Origin of the sequence: Streptomyces sp. NBC_00637 (assembly GCF_045161545.1) — a bacterium.
GTDB lineage: Bacteria > Actinomycetota > Actinomycetes > Streptomycetales > Streptomycetaceae > Streptomyces.
In genome coordinates this window covers 871,666-896,827 of record NZ_CP109046.1, presented here as the reverse complement: position 1 = coordinate 896,827, position 25,162 = coordinate 871,666, and the positions used below count along the sequence as shown (strand labels likewise).

The 25,162-nt window shown below is 72.9% G+C and carries 28 protein-coding genes; 13 read left to right on the top strand and 15 right to left on the bottom strand.

What is annotated here, in order from left to right; genetic code table 11:
* Positions 1 to 324: 324 nt before the first annotated feature.
* Positions 325 to 1,158: an alpha/beta fold hydrolase gene (locus OG440_RS03835; protein WP_406005393.1), complete on the top strand. Its 834-nt coding sequence runs from the start codon at positions 325 to 327 to the stop codon at positions 1,156 to 1,158.
* Between the two features lie 15 nt (positions 1,159 to 1,173).
* Here OG440_RS03835 and OG440_RS03830 read toward each other — a convergent pair whose 3' ends face one another.
* From OG440_RS03830 to OG440_RS03820, 3 genes are all read right to left on the bottom strand, one after another.
* A complete protein-coding gene (locus OG440_RS03830) occupies positions 1,174 to 2,136 on the bottom strand; it encodes an SDR family NAD(P)-dependent oxidoreductase (protein ID WP_406005392.1) in 963 nt (320 codons plus the stop codon).
* Between the two features lie 371 nt (positions 2,137 to 2,507).
* Positions 2,508 to 3,164, bottom strand: coding sequence for an HAD family hydrolase (locus OG440_RS03825; protein ID WP_406005391.1), 657 nt, complete (start codon positions 3,162 to 3,164; stop codon positions 2,508 to 2,510).
* A 36-nt stretch (positions 3,165 to 3,200) separates the two neighbouring features.
* Entirely contained in the window at positions 3,201 to 4,241 is a 1,041-nt protein-coding gene (locus tag OG440_RS03820) for a PHP domain-containing protein (RefSeq protein WP_406005390.1), read from the bottom strand.
* Between the two features lie 96 nt (positions 4,242 to 4,337).
* Between OG440_RS03820 and OG440_RS03815 the strand changes: the two genes are divergently transcribed.
* Positions 4,338 to 4,574 carry a hypothetical protein gene (locus tag OG440_RS03815; protein ID WP_406005389.1) on the top strand — a complete coding sequence of 79 codons (237 nt, stop codon included), beginning with the start codon at positions 4,338 to 4,340 and terminating at the stop codon, positions 4,572 to 4,574.
* A 6-nt stretch (positions 4,575 to 4,580) separates the two neighbouring features.
* On the opposite strand, the gene OG440_RS03810 is transcribed toward OG440_RS03815, so the two are convergent.
* Positions 4,581 to 5,282 (bottom strand): VanZ family protein, encoded by a 702-nt coding sequence (locus OG440_RS03810; protein ID WP_406005388.1) that lies wholly within the window; start codon positions 5,280 to 5,282, stop codon positions 4,581 to 4,583.
* A gap of 134 nt (positions 5,283 to 5,416) precedes the next feature.
* A complete protein-coding gene (locus OG440_RS03805) occupies positions 5,417 to 6,097 on the bottom strand; it encodes a DUF4230 domain-containing protein (protein ID WP_406005387.1) in 681 nt (226 codons plus the stop codon).
* 566 nt (positions 6,098 to 6,663) lie between these two features.
* Between OG440_RS03805 and OG440_RS03800 the strand changes: the two genes are divergently transcribed.
* Positions 6,664 to 7,617, top strand: coding sequence for a ribose-phosphate diphosphokinase (locus tag OG440_RS03800; protein ID WP_406005386.1), 954 nt, complete (start codon positions 6,664 to 6,666; stop codon positions 7,615 to 7,617).
* Between the two features lie 157 nt (positions 7,618 to 7,774).
* On the opposite strand, the gene OG440_RS03795 is transcribed toward OG440_RS03800, so the two are convergent.
* Positions 7,775 to 8,182, bottom strand: a complete 408-nt coding sequence (locus OG440_RS03795; RefSeq protein ID WP_406005385.1) for an anti-sigma factor antagonist — start codon at positions 8,180 to 8,182, stop codon at positions 7,775 to 7,777.
* A 164-nt stretch (positions 8,183 to 8,346) separates the two neighbouring features.
* Positions 8,347 to 8,811 carry a MarR family winged helix-turn-helix transcriptional regulator gene (locus OG440_RS03790; protein ID WP_406005384.1) on the bottom strand — a complete coding sequence of 155 codons (465 nt, stop codon included), beginning with the start codon at positions 8,809 to 8,811 and terminating at the stop codon, positions 8,347 to 8,349.
* Positions 8,812 to 8,915: 104 nt separating this feature from the next.
* On the opposite strand from OG440_RS03790, the gene OG440_RS03785 reads away from it, so the two are divergent.
* Both OG440_RS03785 and OG440_RS03780 read left to right on the top strand, forming a co-directional pair.
* A complete protein-coding gene (locus OG440_RS03785) occupies positions 8,916 to 10,370 on the top strand; it encodes an aldehyde dehydrogenase family protein (RefSeq protein WP_406005383.1) in 1,455 nt (484 codons plus the stop codon).
* Positions 10,371 to 10,400: 30 nt separating this feature from the next.
* Complete coding sequence (locus OG440_RS03780; RefSeq protein ID WP_406005382.1) at positions 10,401 to 11,507, top strand: NAD(P)-dependent alcohol dehydrogenase; 1,107 nt, start codon at positions 10,401 to 10,403, stop codon at positions 11,505 to 11,507.
* A 17-nt stretch (positions 11,508 to 11,524) separates the two neighbouring features.
* Here the strand turns inward: OG440_RS03780 and OG440_RS03775 are convergent, their stop codons facing one another.
* Positions 11,525 to 12,475 (bottom strand): NADP-dependent oxidoreductase, encoded by a 951-nt coding sequence (locus OG440_RS03775; protein WP_406005381.1) that lies wholly within the window; start codon positions 12,473 to 12,475, stop codon positions 11,525 to 11,527.
* 71 nt (positions 12,476 to 12,546) lie between these two features.
* Here OG440_RS03775 and OG440_RS03770 point away from each other — a divergent pair, with 71 nt between their 5' ends.
* Both OG440_RS03770 and OG440_RS03765 read left to right on the top strand, forming a co-directional pair.
* Positions 12,547 to 13,503: a GlxA family transcriptional regulator gene (locus tag OG440_RS03770; RefSeq protein WP_406005380.1), complete on the top strand. Its 957-nt coding sequence runs from the start codon at positions 12,547 to 12,549 to the stop codon at positions 13,501 to 13,503.
* 83 nt (positions 13,504 to 13,586) lie between these two features.
* Positions 13,587 to 14,444 (top strand): hypothetical protein, encoded by an 858-nt coding sequence (locus tag OG440_RS03765; protein WP_406005379.1) that lies wholly within the window; start codon positions 13,587 to 13,589, stop codon positions 14,442 to 14,444.
* A gap of 7 nt (positions 14,445 to 14,451) precedes the next feature.
* Here the strand turns inward: OG440_RS03765 and OG440_RS03760 are convergent, their stop codons facing one another.
* A complete protein-coding gene (locus OG440_RS03760; RefSeq protein WP_406005378.1) occupies positions 14,452 to 15,015 on the bottom strand; it encodes a TetR/AcrR family transcriptional regulator in 564 nt (187 codons plus the stop codon).
* Positions 15,012 to 15,374, bottom strand: coding sequence for a DUF1304 domain-containing protein (locus OG440_RS03755; protein WP_406011246.1), 363 nt, complete (start codon positions 15,372 to 15,374; stop codon positions 15,012 to 15,014). Before OG440_RS03755 ends, OG440_RS03760 begins: the two co-directional genes overlap by 4 nt.
* A 135-nt stretch (positions 15,375 to 15,509) precedes the next feature.
* Between OG440_RS03755 and OG440_RS03750 the strand changes: the two genes are divergently transcribed.
* Together OG440_RS03750 and OG440_RS03745 are read left to right on the top strand one after the other, a co-directional pair.
* Positions 15,510 to 15,974 (top strand): pyridoxamine 5'-phosphate oxidase family protein, encoded by a 465-nt coding sequence (locus OG440_RS03750; RefSeq protein WP_406005377.1) that lies wholly within the window; start codon positions 15,510 to 15,512, stop codon positions 15,972 to 15,974.
* A 74-nt stretch (positions 15,975 to 16,048) separates the two neighbouring features.
* Positions 16,049 to 16,441, top strand: coding sequence for a VOC family protein (locus tag OG440_RS03745; RefSeq protein WP_406005376.1), 393 nt, complete (start codon positions 16,049 to 16,051; stop codon positions 16,439 to 16,441).
* 140 nt (positions 16,442 to 16,581) lie between these two features.
* On the opposite strand, the gene OG440_RS03740 is transcribed toward OG440_RS03745, so the two are convergent.
* Both OG440_RS03740 and OG440_RS03735 read right to left on the bottom strand, forming a co-directional pair.
* Positions 16,582 to 16,878, bottom strand: coding sequence for a DUF4235 domain-containing protein (locus OG440_RS03740; RefSeq protein WP_406005375.1), 297 nt, complete (start codon positions 16,876 to 16,878; stop codon positions 16,582 to 16,584).
* 42 nt (positions 16,879 to 16,920) lie between these two features.
* Positions 16,921 to 17,940, bottom strand: a complete 1,020-nt coding sequence (locus tag OG440_RS03735) for a glutathione S-transferase family protein (RefSeq protein WP_406005374.1) — start codon at positions 17,938 to 17,940, stop codon at positions 16,921 to 16,923.
* A gap of 125 nt (positions 17,941 to 18,065) precedes the next feature.
* Here OG440_RS03735 and OG440_RS03730 point away from each other — a divergent pair, with 125 nt between their 5' ends.
* The gene (locus OG440_RS03730; RefSeq protein ID WP_406005373.1) at positions 18,066 to 19,061 is read left to right on the top strand and encodes a cation diffusion facilitator family transporter; all 996 of its coding nucleotides are present in this window, start codon (positions 18,066 to 18,068) and stop codon (positions 19,059 to 19,061) included.
* A gap of 135 nt (positions 19,062 to 19,196) precedes the next feature.
* Here the strand turns inward: OG440_RS03730 and OG440_RS03725 are convergent, their stop codons facing one another.
* Both OG440_RS03725 and OG440_RS03720 read right to left on the bottom strand, forming a co-directional pair.
* On the bottom strand, positions 19,197 to 19,646 hold the full coding sequence (locus tag OG440_RS03725; protein ID WP_406005372.1) for a nitroreductase family deazaflavin-dependent oxidoreductase: 450 nt from the start codon (positions 19,644 to 19,646) through the stop codon (positions 19,197 to 19,199).
* 107 nt (positions 19,647 to 19,753) lie between these two features.
* Positions 19,754 to 20,377, bottom strand: a complete 624-nt coding sequence (locus OG440_RS03720; protein ID WP_406005371.1) for a LysE family transporter — start codon at positions 20,375 to 20,377, stop codon at positions 19,754 to 19,756.
* A 299-nt stretch (positions 20,378 to 20,676) separates the two neighbouring features.
* Here OG440_RS03720 and OG440_RS03715 point away from each other — a divergent pair, with 299 nt between their 5' ends.
* The 3 genes from OG440_RS03715 (at position 20,677) to OG440_RS03705 (ending at position 24,450) form a co-directional block, all read left to right on the top strand.
* On the top strand, positions 20,677 to 21,957 hold the full coding sequence (locus OG440_RS03715) for a cytochrome P450 (protein ID WP_406005370.1): 1,281 nt from the start codon (positions 20,677 to 20,679) through the stop codon (positions 21,955 to 21,957).
* A gap of 10 nt (positions 21,958 to 21,967) precedes the next feature.
* Positions 21,968 to 22,171, top strand: a complete 204-nt coding sequence (locus OG440_RS03710; RefSeq protein ID WP_406005369.1) for a ferredoxin — start codon at positions 21,968 to 21,970, stop codon at positions 22,169 to 22,171.
* Between the two features lie 302 nt (positions 22,172 to 22,473).
* Positions 22,474 to 24,450 carry a M20/M25/M40 family metallo-hydrolase gene (locus tag OG440_RS03705; RefSeq protein WP_406005368.1) on the top strand — a complete coding sequence of 659 codons (1,977 nt, stop codon included), beginning with the start codon at positions 22,474 to 22,476 and terminating at the stop codon, positions 24,448 to 24,450.
* A 142-nt stretch (positions 24,451 to 24,592) separates the two neighbouring features.
* Here the strand turns inward: OG440_RS03705 and OG440_RS03700 are convergent, their stop codons facing one another.
* Positions 24,593 to 25,138 (bottom strand): TetR/AcrR family transcriptional regulator, encoded by a 546-nt coding sequence (locus tag OG440_RS03700; RefSeq protein WP_406005367.1) that lies wholly within the window; start codon positions 25,136 to 25,138, stop codon positions 24,593 to 24,595.
* Positions 25,139 to 25,162 lie beyond the last annotated feature (24 nt).

The window sequence follows — 25,162 nt, the reverse complement described above, 5'->3', positions numbered from 1 at the left end:
TCGCCGCCGGAACCGCCTCGGCCCGGGACCCGAAGTACACGGTGCTGCCGCAGCGGCAACGACTCGACGAGCGCGCCGCGGGGACGGGCTGACCGGCGCGGCCGTCCGACGGCGCCCCGACCGTCGGACGCCCGGATCCCTCGCGACCGACGGGACCGCGACCGGGACCGACCGAGCGCCCGGCCCGACGGACGGCCCGGACCGGGGCCCGCCGACGCACGTCCACGCCATGACCTGGGAGGTAATCGACGCGCGCGGCTCCGGCCGGAAGCATGGACGACGTGCCCGGCCACCGCGTCCCGCCTCACCCCAGGAGAGCGACCCATGCCGTACTTCACGAGTCCCGTCGACGGCGCACGACTGCACCACGTCGATCACGGGCCCGCCGACGGGCCCGTGATCGTCTTCGTGAACAGCATGTACCTCGGTACCGAGATGTGGGAGTACCAGATGCTGCCGCTGGCCGAGGAGGGCCACCGCTGCGTGGGCTTCGACCGGCGCGGCCACGGACGCTCCGACGACGTGTGGGGCGGCTTCGACCTGGACAGCCTCGCCGACGACGTGCAGGGCCTGCTCGAACACCTCGACCTGAGCGGGATCACCCTCGTGGGGCACTCCCTCGGAGCCGCCGAGATCGTCCGCTGCCTGACCCGGCACGGCGTCGACCGGGTGGCCCGGGTGGCGCTGATCGCCGGCATGACCCCCGGCCCGGCCCGGTCGGCGAACCACCCCGAGGGACGCGACCCGCAGCTCATACGGGCGGGCACCGAGGCCTTCCGGCGCGACCGCTCCGCGTTCTTCGCCGACGGCGCGCACGCCTTCTTCGCCCTGGACCGGCCGGGCAACGACGTGTCCGAGGCGTACGTCGAGTCCATGATCCGGCGCTGTCACGGCGCGACGGCACGGGCCGGCGTCGCGCTCGGCGAGCTGATCGCCGAGCTGGACGTGGCTCCCGAACTGGCCTCGCTGGACCTGCCCGTGCTCGTCGTCCACGGCACCCACGACACCTCCGCGCCCATCGAACTGACCGGCCGCCGCGCCGCGCACCTCGCGCCGAACGCCACCCTGGAGGTGTACGAGAACGCCGGCCACGGCCTCTTCGCCACCCACGCCGACCGCCTCACGGCGGACCTGCGGAAGTTCGCGGCCGGGGGCTGACCCGGCGGCACGGGGCTACGCGAAGGCGTTCACGCCGGTCAGCCGCGCCGACAGCTCCCACAGCCGGGCCGCCTGCTCCGGGTCCGTCGCCCAGTCCTTGACGCCGGTCCGCTCGCCGTCCGCGGGGGCGGGCTCGGCGATGTCGCAGTCCTCCAGGTAGACGCCGCCCCTACCGGCCAGCTGCGGCGAGGTCGCCGCCCACACCTGGGTGGCCGCGCCCTGCTCCGGGGTCTTGAACCCCTCGGGGTTCAGCACGTTCCCGTCCTCGTCGATCCAGCCGCGGTCCACCATCTCCTGTGTCGGCAGGTGCCGCTGGAGGGGTGTGATGATGCCGCCGGGGTGGAGCGAGAACGCGCGGACCCCCCGGTCCCGGGCCAGCCGGTCGAGGTGGCCGGCGAACAGCACGTTCGCGGTCTTGGCCTGCCCGTACGCCTCCCACTTGTCGTAGCCGTCGCGCCAGTGGACGTCGTCCCAGCGCATCCCCGAGAAGTGGTGGCCACGCGAGGACACCGAGACGATCCGGGCGCCGCCGGGCTCGATCGCCGGCCACAGCCGGTTGACGAGGGCGAAGTGGCCGAGGTGGTTCGTGGCGAACTGGGCCTCCCATCCGGGGCCGACCCGGGTCTCCGGGCAGGCCATGATCCCGGCGCTCCCGACGAGGAGGTCGACGCTCCGCCCGGAGGCGAGGAACCGGTCGGCGAAGGCGCGCACGCTCTCCAGGTCACCGAGGTCGAGGGTGTCCGTCTCGACGCCGTCGAGGCCCGCGAGGTTCTCGCGGGCGGTGTCCGGGCGGCGCGCGGGCACCACGACCCGGGCGCCGGCCTTGACCAGCGCGCGGGTGGTCTCCAGGCCGAGGCCGGAGTATCCGCCGGTGACGACGGCCAGCTTCCCGGTGAGGTCGATGCCCCGCAGGACGTCGTCGGCGGTGCTCGTGGCGCCGAAGCCCGAGCCGATCTTGTGCTGTGCGGTGTCGCTCATGTCCGGAACGCTACGGATTGGAGTGCGCTCGAAGTCAAGTGCCCCGTGCCCGCACGGCGCGGCCGGGGGGCCCGCGCCGTGCGGACGGAGGAAAGCCCCGACCGGACGGGGGAATCACGGTCGGGGCGGTTCGAGTGTGGGCGCGGACGGCGGTCGCCTCTCGGCGAAAGGCTCCACAGGGCTTCAGCCGAACGATCGTCCCTGTGGGCAAAAGGTGAGGCCCGGGGACACTGTCCCGTCCGCACCCACGAATGGTTCAACGGGTAACTTCCTGCGGGTGTTCCCAGGTCCGCAGCCGTGCCCGGTGACGTGTGTCACCCGCCCCGACGGGCCCGCGCGGACCACCCGGCCTCACCGCGCACCACCCCGCCTCAGGCCAGCGGGCTGTCCGACAAGGACGCCAGGAGCTCGGCGGGGTCGGCGTAGACCGCCTCCGCGCCCGCCTCCAGCAGGTCGGCACGGGGGATGCCGCCGCACAGGACTCCCACGCAGCGCACCCCGGCCCGGCGGCCGGCGCGCATGTCCCACACGGTGTCCCCGACGAACACCGCCCCCTCGGCGGGCGCCCCGATCAACTCCAGCGCGTGTTCCACGGGCTCCGGGGCGGGCTTGCCCTCCTCCACGTCGTCCGCGCTCGCGGTCGCGGCGATGACGTCGTCGGCGTCGATGGCCCGCCTGAGGGCGGACAGTTCGGCCCCGCCGGCGGAGGTGGCGAGCACGACCGTCCAGCCGTCCTCGTGCAGCCTGCGCAGCAGCGCACCGGCGTCCCGCAGCGCCGGCAGCCGGTTGAAGTACTGCCCGTAGAGCGCCTTGTGGCCGGCACTGATCCGGGCGTCCTCGTCCTTGTCCCGGTCGTCGCCGAGCAGGTGGGCGAGGAGGTCGTCGGAGCCCAGCCCGACCGCCCGGTGCACGGCGTGCATCGGGACCCGGTGGCCCGCCTGCCGGAAGGCCTCCCACCAGGTGGTGACGTGCAGGTGGTTGGTGTCGACCAGGGTGCCGTCGACGTCGAACACGGCGGCGCGTGTCATGCACGGGTCCTTTCTCTCGAGCCCCCGGGTACCACGTCAGGCACCCGTCACGCCCGCCGGTACCCGTCTCTCCCGGGTCCAGGCCAGAAGGTCGGCCAGCGGCCAGCCGTTCACGATCCGTCCCTCCGGCACCTCGCACTCCTCGGCCCGCGCGCAGCCCAGGATCTGCCAGTCCAGCTGGCCGGGCGCGTGCGCGTCGGTGTCGACCGAGAACAGCGTCCCCGCCTCCACGGCCCGGCGCAGCAGTCGGCGGGGCGGGTCGAGCCGCTCGGGCCTGCTGTTGACCTCGACGGCGGTACCGGACTCGGCGCACGCGGCGAACACCGCGTCCGCGTCGAACTCCGACTCCGGCCGGCCCCGCCCGGTCACCAGCCGCCCGGTGCAGTGGCCGAGGATGTCGGAGTGCGGGTCGCGCACGGCGTTCACCATGCGGCGGGTCATCGCGCGGGACTCCATGCGCAGCTTGGAATGGACGGACACGACCACCACGTCGAGCCGCTCCAGCAGCTCCGGCTCCTGGTCCAGCGAGCCGTCGTCGAGGATGTCGCACTCGATGCCGGTCAGCAGCCGGAACGGCGCCCAGGTCGCGTTGAGCTCCTCGACCACCTCCAGCTGCCGGCGCAGCCGCTCGGGCGAGAGTCCGCGGGCCACCGTCAGACGGGGCGAGTGGTCGGTCAGCACGGTCCACTCGTGGCCGAGCGCGGCAGCCGCCCGGCCCATCTCCTCGATGGGGCTGCCGCCGTCCGACCAGTCGGAGTGGACATGGCAGTCCCCCCGCAGCAGCGCCCGCAACCGGGCGCCCGCGCCGTCCGTGAGCGGCCGGCCCGCCTCGCCCTCCAGCTTGTCCAGATACGACGGCACCTGCCCGGCGAGCGCCTCGCGCACCACCTGGGCGGTCTTGGGGCCCACGCCCTTCAACGACTCCAGCGTCCCGTCGGCCGCCCGCTGCGCGACCTCCTCCGCGGACAGCGGGGTCAGGACGCGGGCCGCGGTCCGGAAGGCGCGGACCCGGTACGTCGGCGCGAGGGACCGCTCCAGCAGGAAGGCGATCCGGTCCAGGGCTTCGACGGGCTCCATCGCCACCTCCTGGCTCCAGAGTTCCCCACCCGCGCGCGGACCGCACCAGGAAATCGGGTGATTCGTACCGGCAGATTCCGCTTTACCCTCTATGTCATGACCGAAATCGCGAGTCTCCGTATCTCCCACCCGCGGATCATGGTGCTCGGGGTGCAGCCGGGCCCCGCGCCGTTCCGCATCGTGGAAATCGATTCCGAGGTGGTCGGCGAGGCGAGGGACGTCACCGACGTCCTCGAGATCGCCGCCGCGTTCGGCATCACGGTGCACGACCTCGACGACCCCGACGTCGTGCGATGGGTGGGCGGGGACCGCTACACCTGGTCCCCGCGCTGACGGCCGTCAGACCCTCTCTCGGGCACCCCGTCGCAGGTGCCGTTCCCGTGCGTGCACCGCACGGCTCATCCGGCGGCCCACGAGCAGGTACCCGATCAGGGCGCCCGTGGTGTTGAGGATGACGTCGTCGATGTCGAAGGCGCGGCCGGTCACCAGCGCGCCCTGGGCGATCTCCACCAGCAGCATGACGATCGCGGTCAGCAGCAGCACCCGCAGCAGCCCGCGCGCCCGGGGCGCGACCACCGGCACCAGGACCCCGAAGGGCACGCCGAGCAGGATGTTCCCCCCGATCTGCTTCACCGCGTCGCGCAGTTCGGGCTGGTCGAGGTAGGCGCGCAGGGAGTCGCCCGGACGCAGGTTGGAGTGCACCAGCGCCGCGGACGCGGGCGACGGCTCCAGGGTGAGCCGGGCGAGCACGACGGCGAACGCCACCATGAACGCGAAGGCGAACAGCATCGCCAGCAGCCGGAGCGGAAGCGGCCACGGCCGGCGCTCGGCGCGCGCCGCCCTCTTCGACGAACCGGTCCTCGGGCCCGCTGTCGAGCGGGGCTTCGGAGCGGGCTTCGGGCCCGACTTCGCGCGCGGCTTGAAGGAGAAGCCGCGCCTCGGGCCCGGCTTCCCGGCCCCGTTCTCGGGCGGGGCGGGCTCCCGAGATCCGCCGCCGCGCGGGCGGAACACGGCAAGCGGACGTAGGGCTGCACGGGCCATCCGGTCCTCCAGGTCTTCAACTTCCCTGCGTGGTAGCGCGATTACCCCCGAACGGCCGAGGGATGCGGTCCGCCTCGCCGTGGCCGCGCCTGCCGCACCTCGCGCGGCAGGCGACGGACACCCCGCGTGGCCGCTCAGGTGTGGTACGTCACCTTCACCTCCTCGAAGCCGAGGGAGTGCAGCAGCCCCTGGAGCATGTCGGTGGTGTTCGTCTCGGCGCGCGCGATCAGCTCGCTCTCCTTCGCCGCCTCGCCGATGTGCTTGACCGCGAGCTTCTGCACGGCCTGCTCACCGCTCGGGTTGTCCGAGAAGAGGTCGCCGAGGCGGTCGAGGAGACCGCGCTGCTTGGAGACCGCGTAGGAGCGGTCGGGGTCCAGCGCCGGTTTGCCCAGCAGGGCGTGCGGCAGCCGGAGCGTCGCCGAGGTGCGGTCCGCGTCGACCGTCACGTCCTTGTCGCCGACCTTGCCGAGGTCGACATAGGCGTCCACGGTGCCCGCCCCGACGTACAGGGTGCGGGTGCCGCGGATCGCGTCGGGGAGGTACTTGGCGTCCTTCTCCAGGTCGACGACGACCTGGAAGTTGCCGGAGGCGGCGTCGTAACGGCTCATGTCCTGGATGGATTCCAGCAGGGCGGGGCCCGAGCGGTCATGGGTCTCGGTGCCGAAGAAGTCGCGTAGTCCCGGCAGCAGGCTCAGCCGGATCCCGGCGAACATCACGACCAGTACGACCACGACGGCGGTGAGCACCTTGGCCCAGCCGGGCATGCGCCGGGGGAGGCGCGTGGTGGGCTTGTCGGGCTTGATGGAAGTCGTCATGCGAACGGCCCTCCTTCCTGCTGTCCGGATGCCCGTCAATGGCCCGGTCAGACCGCGCTGTTGGCAACCTGTGACAGTGGGACACGGACGACGGACCCGCCGGGGTGGGCGCGCCGGGAGGTGGCCCCACGGGCCGCCGGGCGACGTCCGCGACCCGGCGGCCCGCCGACCCGGCGCCCGCGCCCCCGGCAGCCTGGCCACCCCGACGACCCGTCCACCATGGCGACCCGGCCCACGGCGACCCGGAGGCCGGCCGCCCCGGCAACCAGGCCACTCCGATGGCCCGGCCACCCCGCGCCCCAGTGGCCGGTGGCCCGGCCGTACCGACGACCCCGACCGGGTGGACACCTCCGGTGCGGTCGCGGCCGTCCACCCGGTTGGCCGCGCCGAGGGCCCCGGGGCCCGGCGCCGGGACCGGCCCGCTTTCCCCGGGGCCCCGGGGGGCTCCGGGCGACCGCGAGCGAGGGGGTGGGGCTCCCGCGCGGTCCTGAGGGTGGGCAAAACGGACCCGGTCCGTAGCATGAGAGCTCCCGCCCCAGCCGGACATGATCAGCGAGGAGCCGATCGTGCGAGACATCTCCGTGTTCAGCGGCAGTGCCCATCCCGAGCTGGCCGCCGAGGTCTGTGCCCACCTCGGCGTGCCCCTGAGCCCCACCCGGCTCAGCAGGTTCGCCAACGACTGCCTGGAGGTCCAGCTCCAGGCGAACTGCCGGGAACGGGATGTCTTCCTGGTCCAGCCCCTGGTCCGGCCCGTGCAGGAGCACCTCGTCGAGCTGCTGCTGATGTGCGACGCGGCGCGGGGGGCGTCGGCGGGCCGGATCACCGTCGTCATGCCGCACTACTCCTACGCCCGCTCCGACAAGAAGGACGCGCCCCGCATCTCCCTGGGCGGGCGCCTGGTCGCGGACCTGATGGCGGCGGCCGGTGTGCACCGGCTCCTCACCATGACCCTCCACTCGCCGCAGGTGCACGGCTTCTTCTCGATGCCCGTGGACCATCTGCACGCCCACCGGGAACTGGCCGCCCACTTCCGCCGCTACGACCTCACCCGCACCACCGTGGTCTCGCCCGACCTCGGCAACGCCAAGGAGGCCGCCGCCTTCGCCCGGATGATCGGCGCCCAGGTGGCGGCCGGCGCCAAGCAGCGGTACGCGGACGACCGGGTCAGCATCAGCGCGGTGATCGGCGAGGTGTCCGGGCGCGATGTCATCGTTCTCGACGACGAGATCGCCAAGGGCAGCACGGTCCTGGAACTACTCGACCGGCTGCGGGAGTTGGAGCCGAGGTCCATACGGGTGGCGTGCACGCACGGTCTGTTCGCGGACGGTGCCCTCAAGCGGCTGAGCGAGCAGCCCGACGTGCTGGAGATCGTGTGCACCAACACCGTGCCGGTGCCCGCCGAGGAGCACACCGACAAACTGCGGATCCTGTCCATCGCGCCCGCCCTCGCGGAGGCCGTACGCCGTATCCACAACGGTGAGTCCGTCAGCGCCCTGTTCGACGCGGCACGCGGTCAATAGCCGGGGACCGGTAAGGGGGACCCGGGGGCTGGATGGCCGGGGGCCAGGGAGCCGGGGGGTCGGGGCCGGCGACAGGCCGCTCGGCTACCGGGTGCGGGGTGCGGGGTGCCGGGTGTCGCGTGGTTCCGCGGTACGGAGAGGAGCGCGTCGAGCGCCGTCATAACGTGCCGGAGGTGGCCTCGGGCCGCTCCAGGGCCGCGTCCAGCGTCGCGGCGGGCGGCAGCAGCCGGTACAGCCCCGTGGCGCGCAGGATCCGCAGGGTGAGCCGATGGGTGCAGACGAGGTGCAGATGCCCGCCGTGGTCGAGGACGCGGCCGCGCGCCCGGTACAGCAGGCGCAGCCCGGAGCAGTCGAAGAACTCGATCCGGCTCAGGTCGATCACGATCCGGGGCGCCGGGCCGCCGGTCGCGTAGTCGAGGTGCGGGGTGATCTCGGTCGCCGCGACGATGTCGATCTCGCCGCGGAACTCCAGCACCGTGTACCCGCGGTCCTCGCGGACGCGCAGATGCGGGGTGTCCGCTGCGGGTTTCTCCAGCACGACGACATCGCCTCCAACCCGCTCCACCGGTCGGGAGCCTCCAACGGCCGGGGAGCAGACAGCAGTTCCCCGCCCCAGCAAGTTACCCCCGATCGAGTGAATTCCAGCATGTTCGATTGACATATGTCTTCGAAATGCAACCGACTCTGCCAGAGTTTTTTCTCGCCGTGAGCGAAGGGGTGCGCCGCGTGCTACGACAGTGCGTGCCACGCCTTCGTGAGCGCAGTGCGCAACTGCTCCGTCTGGTGGGCGGTGAGCTCCCGCACCATGCGCTCCTCCAGCTCCCGCACCGGCCCGGCGTGCCGGTCGAGCAGTTCGCGGCCCTCTGTGGTGAGCAGGATCAGCAGCTCGCGCCGGTTGCGGGGATTGCGTTCGCGGCGGATGAGCCCGCGTGTCTCCAGGGAGCGCACCAGGTCGGCGATGGACTGGGCGGTCACGAACGAGTCCCGGGCCAGCTGGGCGGCGGACAGGCCGTCGTGCCGTTGCAGCACGGTGAGCGCCGTGTACTGCAGGGCCGTGATCCCGGACGGCTTGACCAGCTCGTCCAGGTGGGATCGCACCACCAGCTCCACCTGCTTCACCATGTAGAGCAGGGACGGAGGTGCCTTGTGGGGCTGGGGTGCGGACGTTGTCTTGGTTGTCTGGGTGCCGGCCATGAGTCCGAGCGTAGACCATTGACAGGAAACCTGTCTGTAATGAGACTGCGGACCAACAGGAATCCTGTTGGTTGAAATCTTGGCGACGATGCTGAGGAGTGGTGATGACCACCTTCGAGATCGACCCCGGTCGACTCTTCATCGGGGGACAGTGGCGTGAGGCCGCGGACGGAGCGCGGACCGAGGTGGTCGACCCGTCCCGGGGCACGGTCGTGACCACCGTCGCGGAGGCGGGCGCCGCCGACGTCGACGCCGCGGTACGGGCCGCGCGGGCGGCCTTCGACACCGGGCAGTGGTCCGGACTGAGCGGCCGGGAGCGCGGCCGCGTCCTGCTGCGGGTGGCGGAACTGATCCGTGCGGAGGCCGACGAGATCGCCCGGCTGGAGAGCCTGGACGTCGGCAAGCCGATCACCCTGGCGCTGGCGGTCGACGCCACGAACGCGGCCAACGACTACGAGTACTTCGCCTCCCTCGCCTTCTCCCTGGACGGCGCGACCCGCGACATCCCGATGAACGCCCTCGCCTACACCAGGCGGGGCCCGCTCGGCGTGGTCGCCGCGATCACCCCGTTCAACTTCCCGCTGATCCTGGCCGGTTCGAAGATCGCCCCGGCGCTCGCCGCCGGCAACACGGTCGTCCACAAGCCCGCCGACGAGACGCCGCTCAGCGCCCTGTACATGGCGGGACTGTTCCAGCGGGCCGGCGTGCCCGACGGTGTGGTCAACGTCGTCACCGGCGCGGGCCCGGTCGCCGGTGAGGCGCTGCTCCGGCATCCCGGCGTGGACAAGATCGCCTTCACCGGCTCCACCGCGATCGGCCGGCACGCCGCGAGCGTCGCCGGTGGGAACCTCAAGCCGGTCACCATGGAGCTCGGCGGCAACGCCGCGCACATCGTCTTCGAGGACGCCGACCTGGAGAAGGCCGTCGGGGCGGTCATCAAGGGCTTCGTCTTCAACACCGGCCAGTTCTGCATGGGCGGCCCGCGGCTGCTGGTGGCCCGTCCGGTCTACAGCACCCTGCTGAACATCCTCGCCGAGGCCGTCCCCGGTGTGCCGGTAGGCGACCCCCGGCAGGTGGAGACCGTCGTCGGTCCGATGGCCGGGGAGAAGCACCTGCGCAAGGTCGAGGAGTACGTCGAGCTGGCCCGCAAGGAGGGGGCCCGCATCGTCTGCGGCGGCGAGCGGCTCGACCTCGACGGCGGCTACTACTACAAGCCCACCGTGATCGCCGACCTGGCGAACGACTCCCGGGTCGTGCAGGAGGAGATCTTCGGTCCGGTCCTCACCGTGCAGCCCTTCGACGACGAGGACGAGGCCGTCGCGCTGGCCAACTCCACGCCGTACGGCCTGGCTTCGGGCGTCCAGACCGGCAACCTGGCGCGCGCCCACCGCGTCGCCGACCGCCTCCAGGCGGGCATCGTCTGGGTCAACGACTGGGCGATGCTCGACCCGGCCGTCCCCTTCGGCGGCGTCAAGGACTCCGGCTTCGGCCGCGAGTACGGCCCCGAGGCGCTCAACGCGTACACCAAGGTCAAGTCCGTCGTCGTCTCGCTCGACTGAACGCGCCGCGAAACACAGGGAGTTCAACCCATGTCCATCACCACACGCGCCGCCGTCGTCGAGTCCGGCGGGGCCCCCTTCACCCTGTCCGACGTCGTCCTCGACGACCCCGCCCCGCACGAGGCGGTCGTCCGTCTGGTGGCGGCCGGACTGTGTCACACCGACCTCGGGGTGGCGAGCGGCGGGCTGCCCTTCCCCCTGCCCGGAGTCCTCGGCCACGAGGGCGCGGGCGTCGTGGAGTCGGTCGGCTCGGCCGTCACCGGGGTGGCACCGGGCGACCATGTCGTGCTGTCCTTCACCTCCTGCGGCGACTGCCGCAACTGCCATGGCGGCCACCCCGCCTACTGCGCCACCTGGCTGCCGCTGAACCTCCTCGGCGGCCGCCGCGCCGACGGCACCAGCACCATCAGCCGGGACGGCGAGCCCCTCGGCGGCCACTTCTTCGGCCAGTCCTCCTTCGCCGAGCGGGCCCTGGTCGACGAGCGCAGCCTCGTCAAGGTCGACCCCGCCGTACCGCTGGCGTCGATCGCCCCGCTGGGCTGCGGGGTCCAGACCGGTGTCGGCGCGGTCTGGAACGTGCTGAAGCCGGCGACCGGCAGCACGGTCGTCGTCCTCGGCGCGGGCGCCGTCGGCCTGTCGGCGGTCATGGCGGCCGCCCTCACCCCGGCCACCACGATCATCGCGGTCGACCGGGTCGCCGAACGCCTCCAGCTGGCCAAGGAGCTCGGCGCCACACACACCGTCGACGCGGGTACGGTCCCGCTGGGCGAGGCGATCGCGGAGATCACCGGCGGGCAGGGCGCCGACGGCGTCGTGGAGACCACGGGCAACACGGCCGTGCTGCGCCAGGGTGTCGACGCGCTCGCCGCCCGCGGCACCCTCGTCGTCGTGGGCGCACCGCCCTTCGGCAGCGAGGTCGCCCTCGACGTCAACGGGATGCTGGGCGGCAAGCGGGTCGTCGGGCTCACCCTCGGCGACAGCGAGACGCAGTCCTTCATCCCCGCCCTGGTCGAGCTGGTCAAGGCGGGGCGGCTCCCGCTGGACCGCCTGATCGGCACCTATCCGTTCGCGGACATCGACCAGGCGGTGCGGGACATGACCGAGGGCAGGACCATCAAGCCCGTGCTCCTGTTCTGATCCGACGGGCGGGTCCGTCAGTCGACCGTCAGGACCAGCTTCCCGGTGGTCCGGCCGGTGTCGCCGAGCGCGTGTGCCTCGGCGGCATCGGCCAGCGGGTACGTCCCCGCGATCGTGGCACGCAGCTTCCCCGTCTCGACCAGTTCGGCGATCGTCCGCATCCCCGCCCGGTCGGCGTCCACGAGCATCCGCACCGCCCGCACCCCGAGCCGCTCGGCCTCCTCGGTGAACTCCGCCGACCCCACCGGCAGGATCGACACCACGATCCCGCCCGGCCGCAGCACGCCCAGGGACCGCACGGAGGTGTCCCCGCCCAGCGTGTCCAGGACCACGTCGACGTCCTTCACGGCGTCGGTGAAGTCGCTCTCCCGGTAGTCGATCACCTCGTCGGCGCCGAGCTCCCGCAGGAAGTCGTGCTTGCCCGCGCTCGCCGTGCCGATCACGTACGCGCCACGCGCCTTGGCGATCTGTACGGCGACATGGCCCACGCCGCCCGCGGCCGCGTGGATCAGTACCCGCTGCCCGGCCTCGAGGCCGGCGTTCTCCACCAGGGCCTGCCAGGCGGTCAGCGAGACCAGCGGCAGCGCGGCCGCCTGCACGTGGTCGATCCCGGTCGGCTTGTGCCACAGGGCGCGGACGGGGGCGATGGCGTACTCGGCGTGCGAGCCGTGCCCGTAGGGGTACGGCAGCATGCCGAAGACCTCGTCGCCGGGGGCGAAGGCCGCCACGCCGATGCCGACCGCCTCGACGGTCCCGGAGAGGTCCCAGCCCAGGACGAAGGGCGGCTCGCCGAGGAAGCCGCCCGTCGCGCGGTGCTTCCAGTCGGTCGGGTTGACGCCGGCGGCGCGCACCCGGACCAGTACCTCGTTCGGACGCGGCGCGGGCCGCTCCACTTCCGTTTCCCTCAGGACCTCGGGACCGCCGAGGACGTTCTGGCCGATGACGCGCATGGTGTTCACAGTGCTCATGGTGAACCAGCCTGCCGGGCGGCACCCGGGCGGGAAATGGCAAGATTGCCAAGCTTCGATAGGATCGTGCCATGCAGGCACAGCAGCGCAAGCACCGGGTGGTCGTCCTCGCCCTCGACGGCGTCTACCCGTTCGAACTCGGTATCCCCAGCCGGATCCTCGGCGCGGCCGACGGCCACTACGAGACCCTGACCTGCACGGTCGACGGCCGTCCTGTGCAGACGAACGCCGACTTCACGATCGGCGTGCGGCACGGCCCGGAGGTGCTGGCCACGGCCGACACGGTCGTCGTCGCCCCGGTGGCGTCCGACTGGATCACCGCGGCGCTGCCCGACGGGGTCGCCGAGGCGCTCGCCCGGATCCGCCCCGACGCGCGCATCGTCTCCATCTGCACCGCCGCGTTCGTCCTCGCCGCCGCCGGTCTCCTCGACGGCCGCCGGGCCACCACCCACTGGCAGGTCGCCGAGGCGTTCGGCCGGATGTACCCGCAGGTCGACCTCGACCCGGACGTCCTCTTCGTGGACGACGGCCGCGTGCTGACCTCGGCGGGCGCCGCCTCCGGGGTCGACATCTGCCTGCACCTCGTCCGCAAGGACCACGGCAGCGAACTCGCCAACAAGGTGGCCCGCCGCTGCGTGGTCCCGCCGTTCCGCGACGGCGGGCAGGCGCAGTACATCGAACAGCCCGTTCCCGAGACCGGCCCGGCGAGCACGGCGGCCACCCGCGCCTGGGCCCTGGGGCGCCTCGACGAGCCCCTCGCCCTGGCCGACCTCGCCGCGCACGCCCGGATGAGCCAGCGCACTTTCGCCCGCCGCTTCCACGACGAGGTGGGCATCAGCCCCGGCCGCTGGCTGATCCAGCAGCGCGTGGTGCACGCCCGGCACCTGCTGGAGGCCAGTGACCTCTCGGTCGACCAAATCGCCGGCCGGGTCGGCTTCGCCACCGGAGCCTCGCTGCGCCAGCACCTGCACGCGGCCATCGGGGTCTCGCCCCAGGCGTACCGCAGGACGTTCCAGACGGCCCGCTGAACGTTTCGGATCGCTTCCGCGTCACAGGAGCGGACGCGAAAGGGCGTCCACCGGATGGCGGCGGGAACGGGGCGGGGACGGGTATGCGCGGACGAGTCGTGGTGTGGGGACTGCTGGTGGGACTGGCGGCCGTGGGATGCGGTGCCGGGGTGGACGGGAAGGACGTGGTGGTCGAGGGCACGCCCCCGGCGACGCCGTACGCCGGCCCGCTGGACATCGCCACGAAGGACCTGGACGCGAGCACACCGGAGGCCCTGCGCAGCGTGTCGGGCGCCGCGGGCCGGGCGCTGGAGTGCGACGGGGAGATCTCCTGGGGCGGCGGCCCGGACGGCTGGAGCGAGAGCGACGGCGGTGACACCCCGGAGGAGGGACTGCGGCTCTGGTTCGACCTGTTCGAGCCGACGGGCCCGCGCTCCGGCTTCCGGGTGGAACGCGCGTCGGGGGACCGGGTGCTGTACTCGTACGACGTGACCGGCCGGACGAAGGTCGCGGTCGTCGTCGCCCGGGACCAGGAGGACCGGCCGGGCTGGGGTCCGGAGACCCACGCCTCCTGTGATCCGGCCGAACTCCCCGCGAGCGTCACCGGCTCCGGTGACCCGGAGATCTGGACCGACCGGCACGGGAAGCGGGTCGCGACCACGACGGTGAGCAGCTACCCCGGCGCCGAGCACTGCGACTGGCAGTCGGCGCACTTCCTGGTGATGGGCCGCGGCGAGGACCGACGGCAGTACGTCCGCGACCCCGACGGTGTGATCGAGGAGAACCTGCTGACCTCGCCGTACGACGGTGACGCCGAGATGCCCGCCGACGCCCACGACACCGGGTACCGCCACGGCGAACGCCGGTTGTGGCTGACGGACGACGCCTCGACGGCGTACGTCCGCACCTCCGGCGGCGTCGAGGCGTGGCCCCTGGCGAAGACCACGGTGGCGTGCATGTGACCGCCGGTCAGCGGCTCGCGTGCAGGGCGACCAGCAGCTGCCACACCTGGTCGGCGATCTCGTGCGGGGTGCCCCCGAGATCGCCGTGCAGCCAGTCCGCCAGCACCCCCGCGAAGGTGGCGGCGACGGCCGAGGCGACCAGGGGCGCGTCGGCCGCGCCCGCCCGCTCCCGTTCCCGCAGGCTGTAGGCCCGCAGATCCCGGTGCAGGACGCGGCCGAGCGGCCCGCCGCCGCCCGGCGCGAGCAGGGTGCGGTACAGCGCGGCGTGCGGTGTCAGCGATCCGAAGAACTCGGGCAGCGCGGCCGGCGCCCGTACCGGGTCCGGTCGCCCCTGCCAGGCGTGCAGCGCCTCCACGGCCTCGCGCACGACGTCCGCGCAGGCGTCGACCGCGAGTGCCTCCAGGTCGGGATAGTGCACGTAGAAGGTGGCCCGGCCGACCCCGGCCCGCCGCACCAGGGCGGCGACGCCGACCTCCTCCAGGGGCCGTTCGGCGCATTCCTCGAGCAGCGCCGAACGCAGCCTCGCCCTGGTGCGGGCGGCGCGCGGGTCCTCGGGCTCGCCGCGGCTCACCGCGCGATCAGGACGGCGGCCAGGGCGAGCGCGCCGGGCAGGGCCTGCGCGACCAGGATCCGGCGGTTCGCCGTGGCCGCGCCGTATACGCCGGCGACGATGACGCAGGACAGGAAGAACACCTGCGCGCGGAATCCGGTCGGGTCGGCCGCGATCAGCCCCCACACCAGGCCCGCCGCGAGGAAGCCGTTGTAGAGGCCCTGGTTGGCGGCCAGCGCGGCGGTCCGTCGTGCCATCTCCGCGTCCAGGCCGTGGAAGGACATCCCCGGCTTCCTCTGCCACAGGAACATCTCCATCACCAGTATGTAGAGATGCAGCGCGGCCACCAGCGCGACCAGCACGTTCGCCAGGATCTCCATGGTCTCCCTCAGTTTCTTGGACAGGTGTCCACTATAACGGGACACCTGTCCAGGAAGTCCAGGTCTTCGGCGGCACGCGTGATCCCGGCGCGGAACTCTTGGTGCGAATCGGGCGGCGACGGCCACACTGAAACCATGACGCCAGCAGCCCCACGCCCCGCGAAGCAGCGCAGACTCGACACCCTCCACCGGCTGGAACACGACGTCGACGCCTGGGTCGCCACGGCCGCCGAGGGCGGCGCGGCGCCCTACCTGGTTCCCCTGTCCTTCGTCTGGGACGGCGCGACCCTGCTCTTCGCCACACCCGCCACGAGTCCCACCGGACGCAACCTGCTCGCCACCGGAGTCGCCCGCGTCGCCGTCGGGCCGACCCAGGACGTCGTGATGATCGAGGGCACCGCCACGGCCGTGCCGCCCGTCGAACTGCCGGAGGAGGACGCCGAGATCTTCGCGGGCAAGACCGGTTTCGATCCGCGCGAACTGGCCGCGCCCTACCTGTACTTCCGCGTCCTGCCCCGCCGGATCCAGGCCTGGCGGACTGCCGGTGAGATCCGGGGACGGGAGCTGATGCGGGACGGCACGTGGCTGGTGGCCGACTGAAACCGGGGTATCCGCAAGGTTCGGGGGGCGGGACTCGCCCGCCCCGGTCCGGATCTCGCGGAGGAGACGACGACATGGCATTGGTGAAAGCGGGCGTCGTGGTGCTCGACTGTGCCGAGCCCGAGAAGCTCGCCGAGTTCTACAAGGGGCTGCTGGACGCCGAGGAGATCATCGCGTCCGCCAACCGGGTGGAGATCAGGGGCGGCGACGGGACCCGGCTGGCGTTTCGGCGGGACGTGAACGCGACCCCACCGAGCTGGCCCCGCCCCGAGAACTCGTTTCAGGCCCACCTGGACTTCCTCGTCGACGACCTCGACGAGGTGGAACGCCGGGTCGTGGGCCTGGGGGGCCGCCCCCTGGAGACCAAGGGTGCCCCCGGCCCGCACGAGGAGCGCGGCTACTCCGACCCGTCCGGTCACTCCTTCACCATCCGCCTCGAACCCTCCACGGCACCGAAGCAGGGCTGAGGCCGGACACGGGAGCGGCCCGGCCCCGCCCGGATGGTTCCGGGGAGGGCCGGGCCGTCGCGGTACCGGCGGCGGCCCGGCGGGAGCCCCAGGGGGCGCCCCGGCTCATCACCGGCCGCGGTCGATCCCGGTCGGGCCGCTCAGTCGCGGCCACCCTTGTCCTGGGCCGGCCACACCCCCGTCGACCGCTCGATCGCCTTGGCCCCGGTGCGGTCCGCGGCGCTGCGGACCGCCGCGAAGATGGCGCCCTGCACCGCCGCGGCCAGCAGGATCTCGCCCCAGCCGCGGTCCCGGTCCAGAGCGTCCGGAGCGTTGTCCTCGTGTCGGATGGCCTTCCACGCCTTGCGGAACGCGGCTCCCGCCAGGGCGCCGCTCGCCCAGCCGAGCACGAATCCGACGGGCTTGTAGGCAAGGGGGAGCTTCTTCTTCTTGGCCACGTGTGTCTCACTCCTTCTTCCGGTGTTGCGTGGATGGGGCTCTCAGGGGCGTCCCCGCGCCGGAACCTCTTCGTCGGCGCGGACCGGACCCGGCGGTGTCCCGGTGCCGAAGGGGCGGCCGCCGAGCTCCTCACGGTGGTGGGGGGAGAGCCAGCCGGCCGGGTCCGGGCCGAGGGGGACGATCCGGGTCGGGTTGATGCCGGTGTGCACCTGGTAGTAGTGCCGCTTGATGTGATCGAAGTCGACGGTGTCGCCGAAGCCGGGTGTCTGGAAGAGATCCCGCGCATACGCCCACAGAACCGGATTCTCCGTCACCTTCCAGCGGTTGCACTTGAAGTGACCGTGATAGACGGCGTCGAAACGCACCAGTGTGGTGAACAGCCGGATGTCCGCCTCGGTGATCGCGTCACCCACCAGGTAGCGCTGCCGGGCCAGTCGGGACGTCAGCAGCTCCAGCCGCCGGAACACACCCGCGCAGGCCTCCTCGTACTCGTCCTGCTCACTGGCGAAACCCGCCCGGTACACCCCGTTGTTGACGTCCTCGTACACCTCGGCCATGACCGTGTCGATCTCGTCGCGCAGCCGGTCGGGATAGAGGTCGGGGGCGCCGGGGCGGTGCAGGGCCGTCCACTCGGTGGCGAGGTCCAGGGTGAGCTGCTGGTAGTCGTTCGTCACCAGCTCGCCGCTGGGCACGTCCACGATCGCCGGCACGCTGATACCGCCCCCGTGACCGCGCTCCCGTCGCTCGTACGCCTCGCCGAGACGGCGGATGCCGAGGACCGGGTCACGGCCGTCCGGGTCGAGGGTGAAGCGCCAGCTGCGGTCGTCCTGGATCGGGTCGGCGATCGCCATCGACAGCGCGTCCTCCAGACCCAGCAGGCGCCGGGAGATCACCGCCCGGCTCGCCCACGGGCAGGCGCGGCTGACCACCAGCCGGTAGCGGCCCTCCGCCACCGGCCAGCCGTCCCGGCCGTCCGCGGTGATCCGGTCGGTGAAGTGGCTCTTGGACCGGTGGAACGCCTTGTGGCCGTACGCGCTGTTGCCGTCGCCCCCGCCGCTCATGGTTCCTCCCGCTGACGTCGCCCGTCTCGTGCGTGTCCTGTTCCCGTGTACGTCCTGCTGAACGCGTTCCCCGATTTCCGCCGACGGCACGGTATGAGCGCGACCGGCCGGGGCAGTCGGCGAAGGTGACAGGGACATCCTCAGAGCGCCGCACCGAACCGACCACCGAATCGAACGCCGACCGCAAGACCCGCGTCACCGTCCTGGTGGCGCTCGCCGCCAACCTCGTGATCGCCGTGGCCAAAGCGCTGGGCGGTCTCTTCGCGGGCTCGCCCGCACTGCTGTCGGAGGCCGCGCACTCCGTCGCCGACAGCCTGAACGAGGTCTTCCTCCTCGCCGCACTGCGCCGCAGCCGACGCCCGGCCGACGCGCGGCACCCCTTCGGCTACGGCAAGGAACGCTTCTTCTGGTCGCTGCTGGCCGCCGTGGGGATCTTCGTCATGGGCGGCTGCTTCTCCTTCTTCCAGGGCGTCGAGGCACTCCGGTCGGGCGCCGACGAGGAGCTCAGCGGCTATGTGGCCGGCCTGATCGTGCTCGGCGTCTCCTTCCTCGCCGAGGGGGTCTCGCTGCTGCGGGCCCTGCACCAGGTACGCAAGCAGGGCGGTGGCCTCGCGGGCCTGCGCGACCCGGCCCTGCGCACGGTCGTCGCCGAGGACGGCACCGCCGTGCTCGGCGTGACCCTGGCCGCGATCGGCATGTTCCTGCACATGGTGACCGGGCAGGTCGTGTGGGAGGCCTCCGCCTCGCTGGCGATCGGCGCGCTGCTCGTCTACGTCGCCTACCGGCTCGGACGCGAGGCGCGTGACCAGCTCATCGGCGAGGCCGCCGACCCGGAGACCGGGACGCGGATCCGCGCGCTGCTCGACGCCCAGCCCGAGATCGACAGCGTGGAAGCGCTGTTCACGATGAAGATGGGCCTCGACGCGGCGCTGGTGGCCGCCCGGATCGACCTCATGCCCGGACTGGACAGCGAGCGGGTGGAGGAGATCGCCGTGCGCATCAAGCGCTCGATCGCGGCGACGGTGCCCCAGGCGGACCAGATCTTCCTCGACGTGACCGACCGCGGCGCGCGCGAGGCAGCAGAAAGCCCCGCCGCGACGGGGGAGCGCGGCGGGGCCTGACAGTCGGGTGCCCGGGGGGAGCACCGTCATGCCTCTTCTCGACAGATTTTTCTACGACACGATCGAGGAACCCTCGAAGGTCACTCGATCGCTCCCCGGAGAGACCCCCTCCGCACCCGGGCCGAGGGCGCCGTCTCAGCTGCCGGCGGAGGGTTCCACCACGAACACCGGGATCTCCCGGTCCGTCTTCTTCTGGTAGTCGGCATACGTCGGGAACGCGGCGACGGCGCGCTCCCACCACTCGGCCTTCTCCGCGCCGGTGACCTCACGGGCCGTCATGTCCTGCTTGAGCGGCCCGTCCTGGAGCTCCACCCGCGCATCGGCCTTGACGTTGAAGTACCAGACGGGGTGCTTCGGCGCCCCGCCCAGAGAGGCGACCAGGGCGTAGCGGCCGTCGTGCTCCACCCGCATCAGCGGCGTCTTGCGGAGCTTTCCGCTCTTCGCGCCCCGGGTCGTCAGCAGGATGACGGGCAGTCCCGTATCCAGCAGTGTCGTCCCCTCGGTGCCGCCGGAGCGCTCGTACCGCTCCACCTGTTCGCGCACCCACTGCGTCGGGCTGGCTTCGTACTCGCCTTCGAGAGGCATGGCATCCGTCCCCTTCGTCATCGCGCCGCGTCGCTCGCGTCACGTACGTCCGACTCGCAACCCCCTTCAACACCGGTGGTCGCGAGATTCATCCGCCTGGAGGCCGACTAGATCACCATCCGCAGCGCCAGCACCGTCATCACCCCGCTCGACACGAACGCCGTCGCCAGCCGCCCGCGGTGGCCGGTCAGTGCGCGGCCCAGCAGCGCGCCGCCGCCGGCGAGCGACACCTGCCAGCTCGCGGACGCAAGGAAGGCGGCGAGCACGAACACGGCTTGTTCCACGGGCCGTACGGGCTCGGTGGTGCCGTTGCCGAGAACGAGAGCGGCGAAGTAGACGACGGTCGTCGGGTTGAGGAGGGTGATGCCGAACAGGCTCAGACAGGCCCGGGCCGGACTCGGCGGTGGGGGCACGGACCGGGTGCCGAGCCGCCGGGCCCGGTACCGGCGTACGGCCGTCACCGCGCCGCGTGCCGCCAGCGCCAGCAGGACCAGCGCCGAAGCCCAGCGCAGCGGTGTCAGTACCGGACGCAGCACGGCGGCGACGGCGGCGCCCCCGGCGGTGGCGACCAGGGCGTAGACGCCGTCCGCGAGGGCGACGCCGAGCGCGGCGCACACGCCGGTGCGCAGGGAGGTGCGGGCGGTGAGGGAGACGAGGTAGGTCGCGACCGCGCCGACGGGTACGGCGATGCCGTAGCCCGCGACCATGCCCGCGACGAGCGCGGCCGTCACGGTCGCGCGGTATCGGGCCTCCGGGGACGGCCGGGCTGCTGTCGGCCGCACACCGTCGGAGCGGTGGCGGACGTCAGCGGCACGGGGGCGTCGAAGGTGGACATGGCCGGATCCTGCGGCTGAAGGCGGGGCCGCGGCAACCGGTTTTCCCGTCGCCGTCCCAAGAGTGCCGCTTCGGAGCGAGTGATTCCGGCCGGATCGCCCCATTGGTCGATCTGGCCGAACTGTGCGTCACCTCATAGATGCCCGGGGCATCTAATGGAGATCGGCAGGACGCACTCTTCGTCTGCGAGGCACCCATGACGGACACCACGGACACCACGGATACGACGGACACGACGGACGCCATCCACCCGGCGCATTCGGCCGACGCCGCGGAGGTGCGGCGAGAACCCGATCCCGTCGCCTTCCCCCAGGACCGCACCTGCCCCTACCGGCCGCCCGCCGCCTACGACCCCCTGCGCGACTCGCGCCCGCTGGCCCGCGTCACCCTCTACGACGGCCGGGTCGCCTGGCTGGTCACCGGGCACGAGGCGGCCCGCGCCCTGCTCGCCGACTCCCGGCTGTCGACCGACCGCACCCGCCCCGGCTACCCGGCCACCTCGCCCCGCCTGGTGGCGCTGCGCGACCGCCGCTCGGCCCTCCTCAACGTCGACGACCCCGAGCACCACGCGCAGCGCCGGCTTCTGGTCGCGAGCTTCACCCTGAAACGCGCCACCGCCCTGCGACCGGCCATCCGGCGGATCGTCGACGAGCGCATCGACGCGATGCTCGCGCAGGGGCCGCCCGCGGAACTCGTGAACGCCTTCGCCCTGCCCGTGCCGTCCACGGTGATCTGCGCCCTGCTCGGCGTCCCGTACGCGGACCACGAGTTCTTCGAGGAGCAGTCACGACGGCTGCTGCGCAGCCGGGTGCCGGCGGAGGTGAGTGCGGCACGCGACCGGCTGGCCGCCTACCTCGGCGCACTGATCGACCGGAAACTGGCGGCGCCGTCCGGCGACGGCGTCCTCGACGCCCTGGTCCACGAGCAGGTGCGCGACGGCACGGTGGACCGGGAGGAGGCGATCTCCCTGGCCATGATCCTGCTGGTCGCGGGCCACGAGACGACCGCCGACATGATCTCGCTGGGCACCTACACCCTGCTCCGCCACCCCGAGCGGCTGGCCGAGCTGCGCGCCGACCCGGCGCGGCTGCCGGCGGCCGTGGAGGAGCTGATGCGGATGCTCTCCATCGCGGACGGGCTGCTGCGGCAGGCCACCGAGGACATCGAGGTGGCGGGGACGACGATCCGGGCGGGGGAGGGCGTGGTCTTCGCGACCTCGGTCATCAACCGCGACGAGAGCGTCTATCCCGAACCGGACACCCTCGACTGGCACCGCTCCGCCCGCCACCACGTGGCGTTCGGCTTCGGTATCCACCAGTGCCTTGGCCAGAACCTGGCCCGCGCGGAGCTGGAGATCGCCCTGGGCGCCCTCCTGGAGAGGCTCCCGGGCCTGCGGTTGGCCGTGCCCGCCGACGAGGTCCGGTGGAAGCCCGGCGACACCATCCAGGGGATGCTGGACCTCCCCGTGACCTGGTAGGGGGGCATCCGTGACGGACATTCACATCGACACGGACGTCTGTATCGGCGCCGGCCAGTGCGCCCTCGCCGCCCCGGGCGTCTTCACCCAGGACGACGACGGCTTCAGCACCCTCCTGGCCGGCCGGGAGGGCGGCGGCGGTGACCCGATGGTCCGGGAGGCCGCGCGGGCCTGCCCGGTCGGCGCGATCAAGGTGTCCGGGACGTCCCGGTGAGGCCCGCCGGTCGTCGGTGACATCGCCCCGACCGCGCGCCCGCACCTCGAAGCCCGAAGCCCGAAGCCGTAGCCCGTAACCCCTTCAACTGTCCTGCGTCGAACGGCATTCGTGTACATCCTGGGATGCGGGAAGGCGAGCCGGGGCGGACGATGGAAGGGGCGGGTCTCTTCCCGGAGCGGCGTGCGTCGCCGGGGGGAGACGGCGCGGGGCCGTCGGCCCCGGGGCCCTTCATCCGCGCGGCACCCGCTCCACCTCGCCGGCAGGCGATCCGGGGCCGGTTCACCTCGCGGAGGCACACCATGCCCGTGCTCTTCTTCGATATCGGGGCGACCTTGGCGGATACCCGTTTCGAGGCCGACGGCTCGCTGACGTTCGTGCCCCGACCGCGTGTATTCGCCGTGCTCGACGCCCTCGGCGACGTACGCAAGGGCATCATCTCCAACCCGGGCCCGAGCGCCGCCGAGGTGCAGCGGGCCGCGTCGGCCCTGCGGGGCGCCTTCCCCGGCCGGTTCACGGACGGCACCCTCGTGCACTGGGGTGCCAAGGACAGCCGGGAGATCTTCGACCGGGCGGTCGCCAGCACGGCGGATGCGACGACACCTGCCGCGGTGGCCGACGAGTGCGTCTTCGTGGGCGAGAACGCCCAGGAGCGCGCGTTCGCCGGGGAAGCCGGGATGCGTACGGCGGCCCACCCCGTGTTCACCGCCGCCGCCGTGGAGAACCGGCCCGTCCTCTGGGCGAGGATCGGGCTGCCCGAGGGCACGGGGCTGTCCGCGCTGGAGGGCGTCGCGAACCTGACCGAGGTCGTCCCCGTCCATGTCGCGTCCACGCGGCTCGTACTGGCCATGGCGACCATGCGTGGCACCGCGGTCCTCGAACAGGCCGGGTTCACGGTCGACCCGCGGGGACCGGTGCAGGACACGGCGGCCTTCCTGATCCGCGACGACCGTCCGCTCGCCCCCGGCCGCGGCACCGTGGACACCCGGGACGGGGCGACGACGCGCGCCACGGCCGCTTTCGGCCTCGTCGCCGACAAACTCGCCGCGGCCGCCGCCCCGCCACTCCTTCCCCTGGGGTCCGCGCCGGGCGGCGTGTACCTCGCGGTGCCCGCCGGGGTGCCGGTGGAGGACGTGCACCTGCCGGGTGCGAAGCCCGGTCACACCGAACGGCTGCTGCCGGACCCGGCGTTGCTCTCCCGCCTGGGTGAGGGACGGGCGGCAGGACTCGCGGCCGGCCCGGCGGAGGGCGGCGCCGGACCGGATCCCGCCGCGGGCGCGGCGACGGACGGCCACCCGTCACCGGAGACGATCGCGGCGGTGCGCGCGGCCGTGACCCCGGAGGTGCTGCGCGGCCATGTCGCGCGCCTCTCCGGTGTCGAGCCGTTGAGAGACGGCGAGGGGCTGCTGGTGCGCAGCCGGGACGCGTCCGCCGAGGACAATCCCCGGGTCGTCGAGGCGCTCGCGGACCGTTTCCGGGACCTCGGTCTGAGGGTGCGGCTGCACCGCTTCCGGTGGCGGGGGCACGAGTTGTTCAACGTGGAGGCCGAGCACCGCGCCGACGGGGCGCAATCCACGGTGCTCATCACCGCACATCTGGATTCCACCGCTTCCGGCGGCGAGTTCGTCGACGCGGACGGCGATCCCCGCCCCTACGACCCCGCCGTGGACCCCGCTCCCGGCGCCGACGACGACGGGAGCGGAACCGCCGCCGTGATGGCCGCCGCCGAGTGCCTGCACGCGCTGCTGGCGGACGGCGGGAACCCCACCCGGAATGTGCGCTTCGTGCTCTTCAACGCCGAGGAACAGGGCCTGGTCGGAAGCAAGTTCTACGCCAGGGCCGCCGCCGCGGCGGGAGAGCGGATCGCGGGCGTCTTCCAGATGGACATGATCGCGGGCCACCGGCAGGGCAGCACACCGACCGTGGAGATCCACGCCGGTTCCTCGGTGCCGGGCCCGGTCGTGGACGCCTCCGACGCGCTGGGCGCTCTCGTCGCGGACGCCGTCCCGGCCATCGAGACCGGGGTGACGGTCCAGCAGCTCACCGGTCCCGACGATCCCGCGATCGGGCGCAGCGACCACGCGAGCTTCCACGAGCGGGGTTGGGCGGCGGTCGCCGTGTCCGAGGACATCTTCGCCTCCGACGGCGGGCCGGGCACGGGCACCCGGCAGTACCACACCCAGGGAGACACGCTCCTCGACCAGGACCACAGCACACGGTTCGCCGCCACGGTCGCCCGCTCCGTCACGGCGACCGCCCTGACGTTCGCGGGTCTGTGATCCCGGTCCGCGGGTCCGCCGGGCGGAGACGGCCGGGGCGGCCGGGGCGGCCGGGGCGGCGACGGGGGGTCCCGGGGTCGGGCCGCTCCGCCAGGCCGCCCCGCCGGGTCCGGCCCTGACCTCGGAGGTCCTGCGAAGAGGCTCAGCCCATCAGTCGCCGCGCCGCCTCGCGTGCCTCCGTCGCCGCGGTGGCGCCGCCGTCGATGCCGGCGGTCACCATCGCGCCCTCCGCGAGCAGGAACAGCGGCCCGGTGAGGGCGTCGGGCAGCCCCGCGTCGGCCACGAGAGCGCCGAGGTACGCGCGGAAGGCCCGCTTGTGCGCCCGTACCCGGCCCGCCACCCGCTCCGAGGTCGCGCCCAGTTCGCCGTACGCGTTGATCCAGGCGCAGCCGCGGAAATCCGGCTCGTCGAACCACTCCGCCAGCCAGTCGAACACGGCCAGGATCCGCGCCCGGGGGTCCTCTTGCCGGGCGACGGACTCCGCGAGCAGCCCGCGCCAGCGCACGTCGCGCCGCTCCAGGTACGCCTCCACCAGGTGTTCCTTGGCGGGGAAGAGCTGGTAGAGGCGCTTGAGCGACACTCCCGAGGCGCCCCGGAGGTCGTCCATCCCGACGGACTGCACGCCGCGCCCGTAGAACAGCTTCTCCGCGGCGTCGAGCGCCTGCTCGCGGGCTGTCGCGCTGTCCATGGGCCACCACCGGTCTTCGGGTTG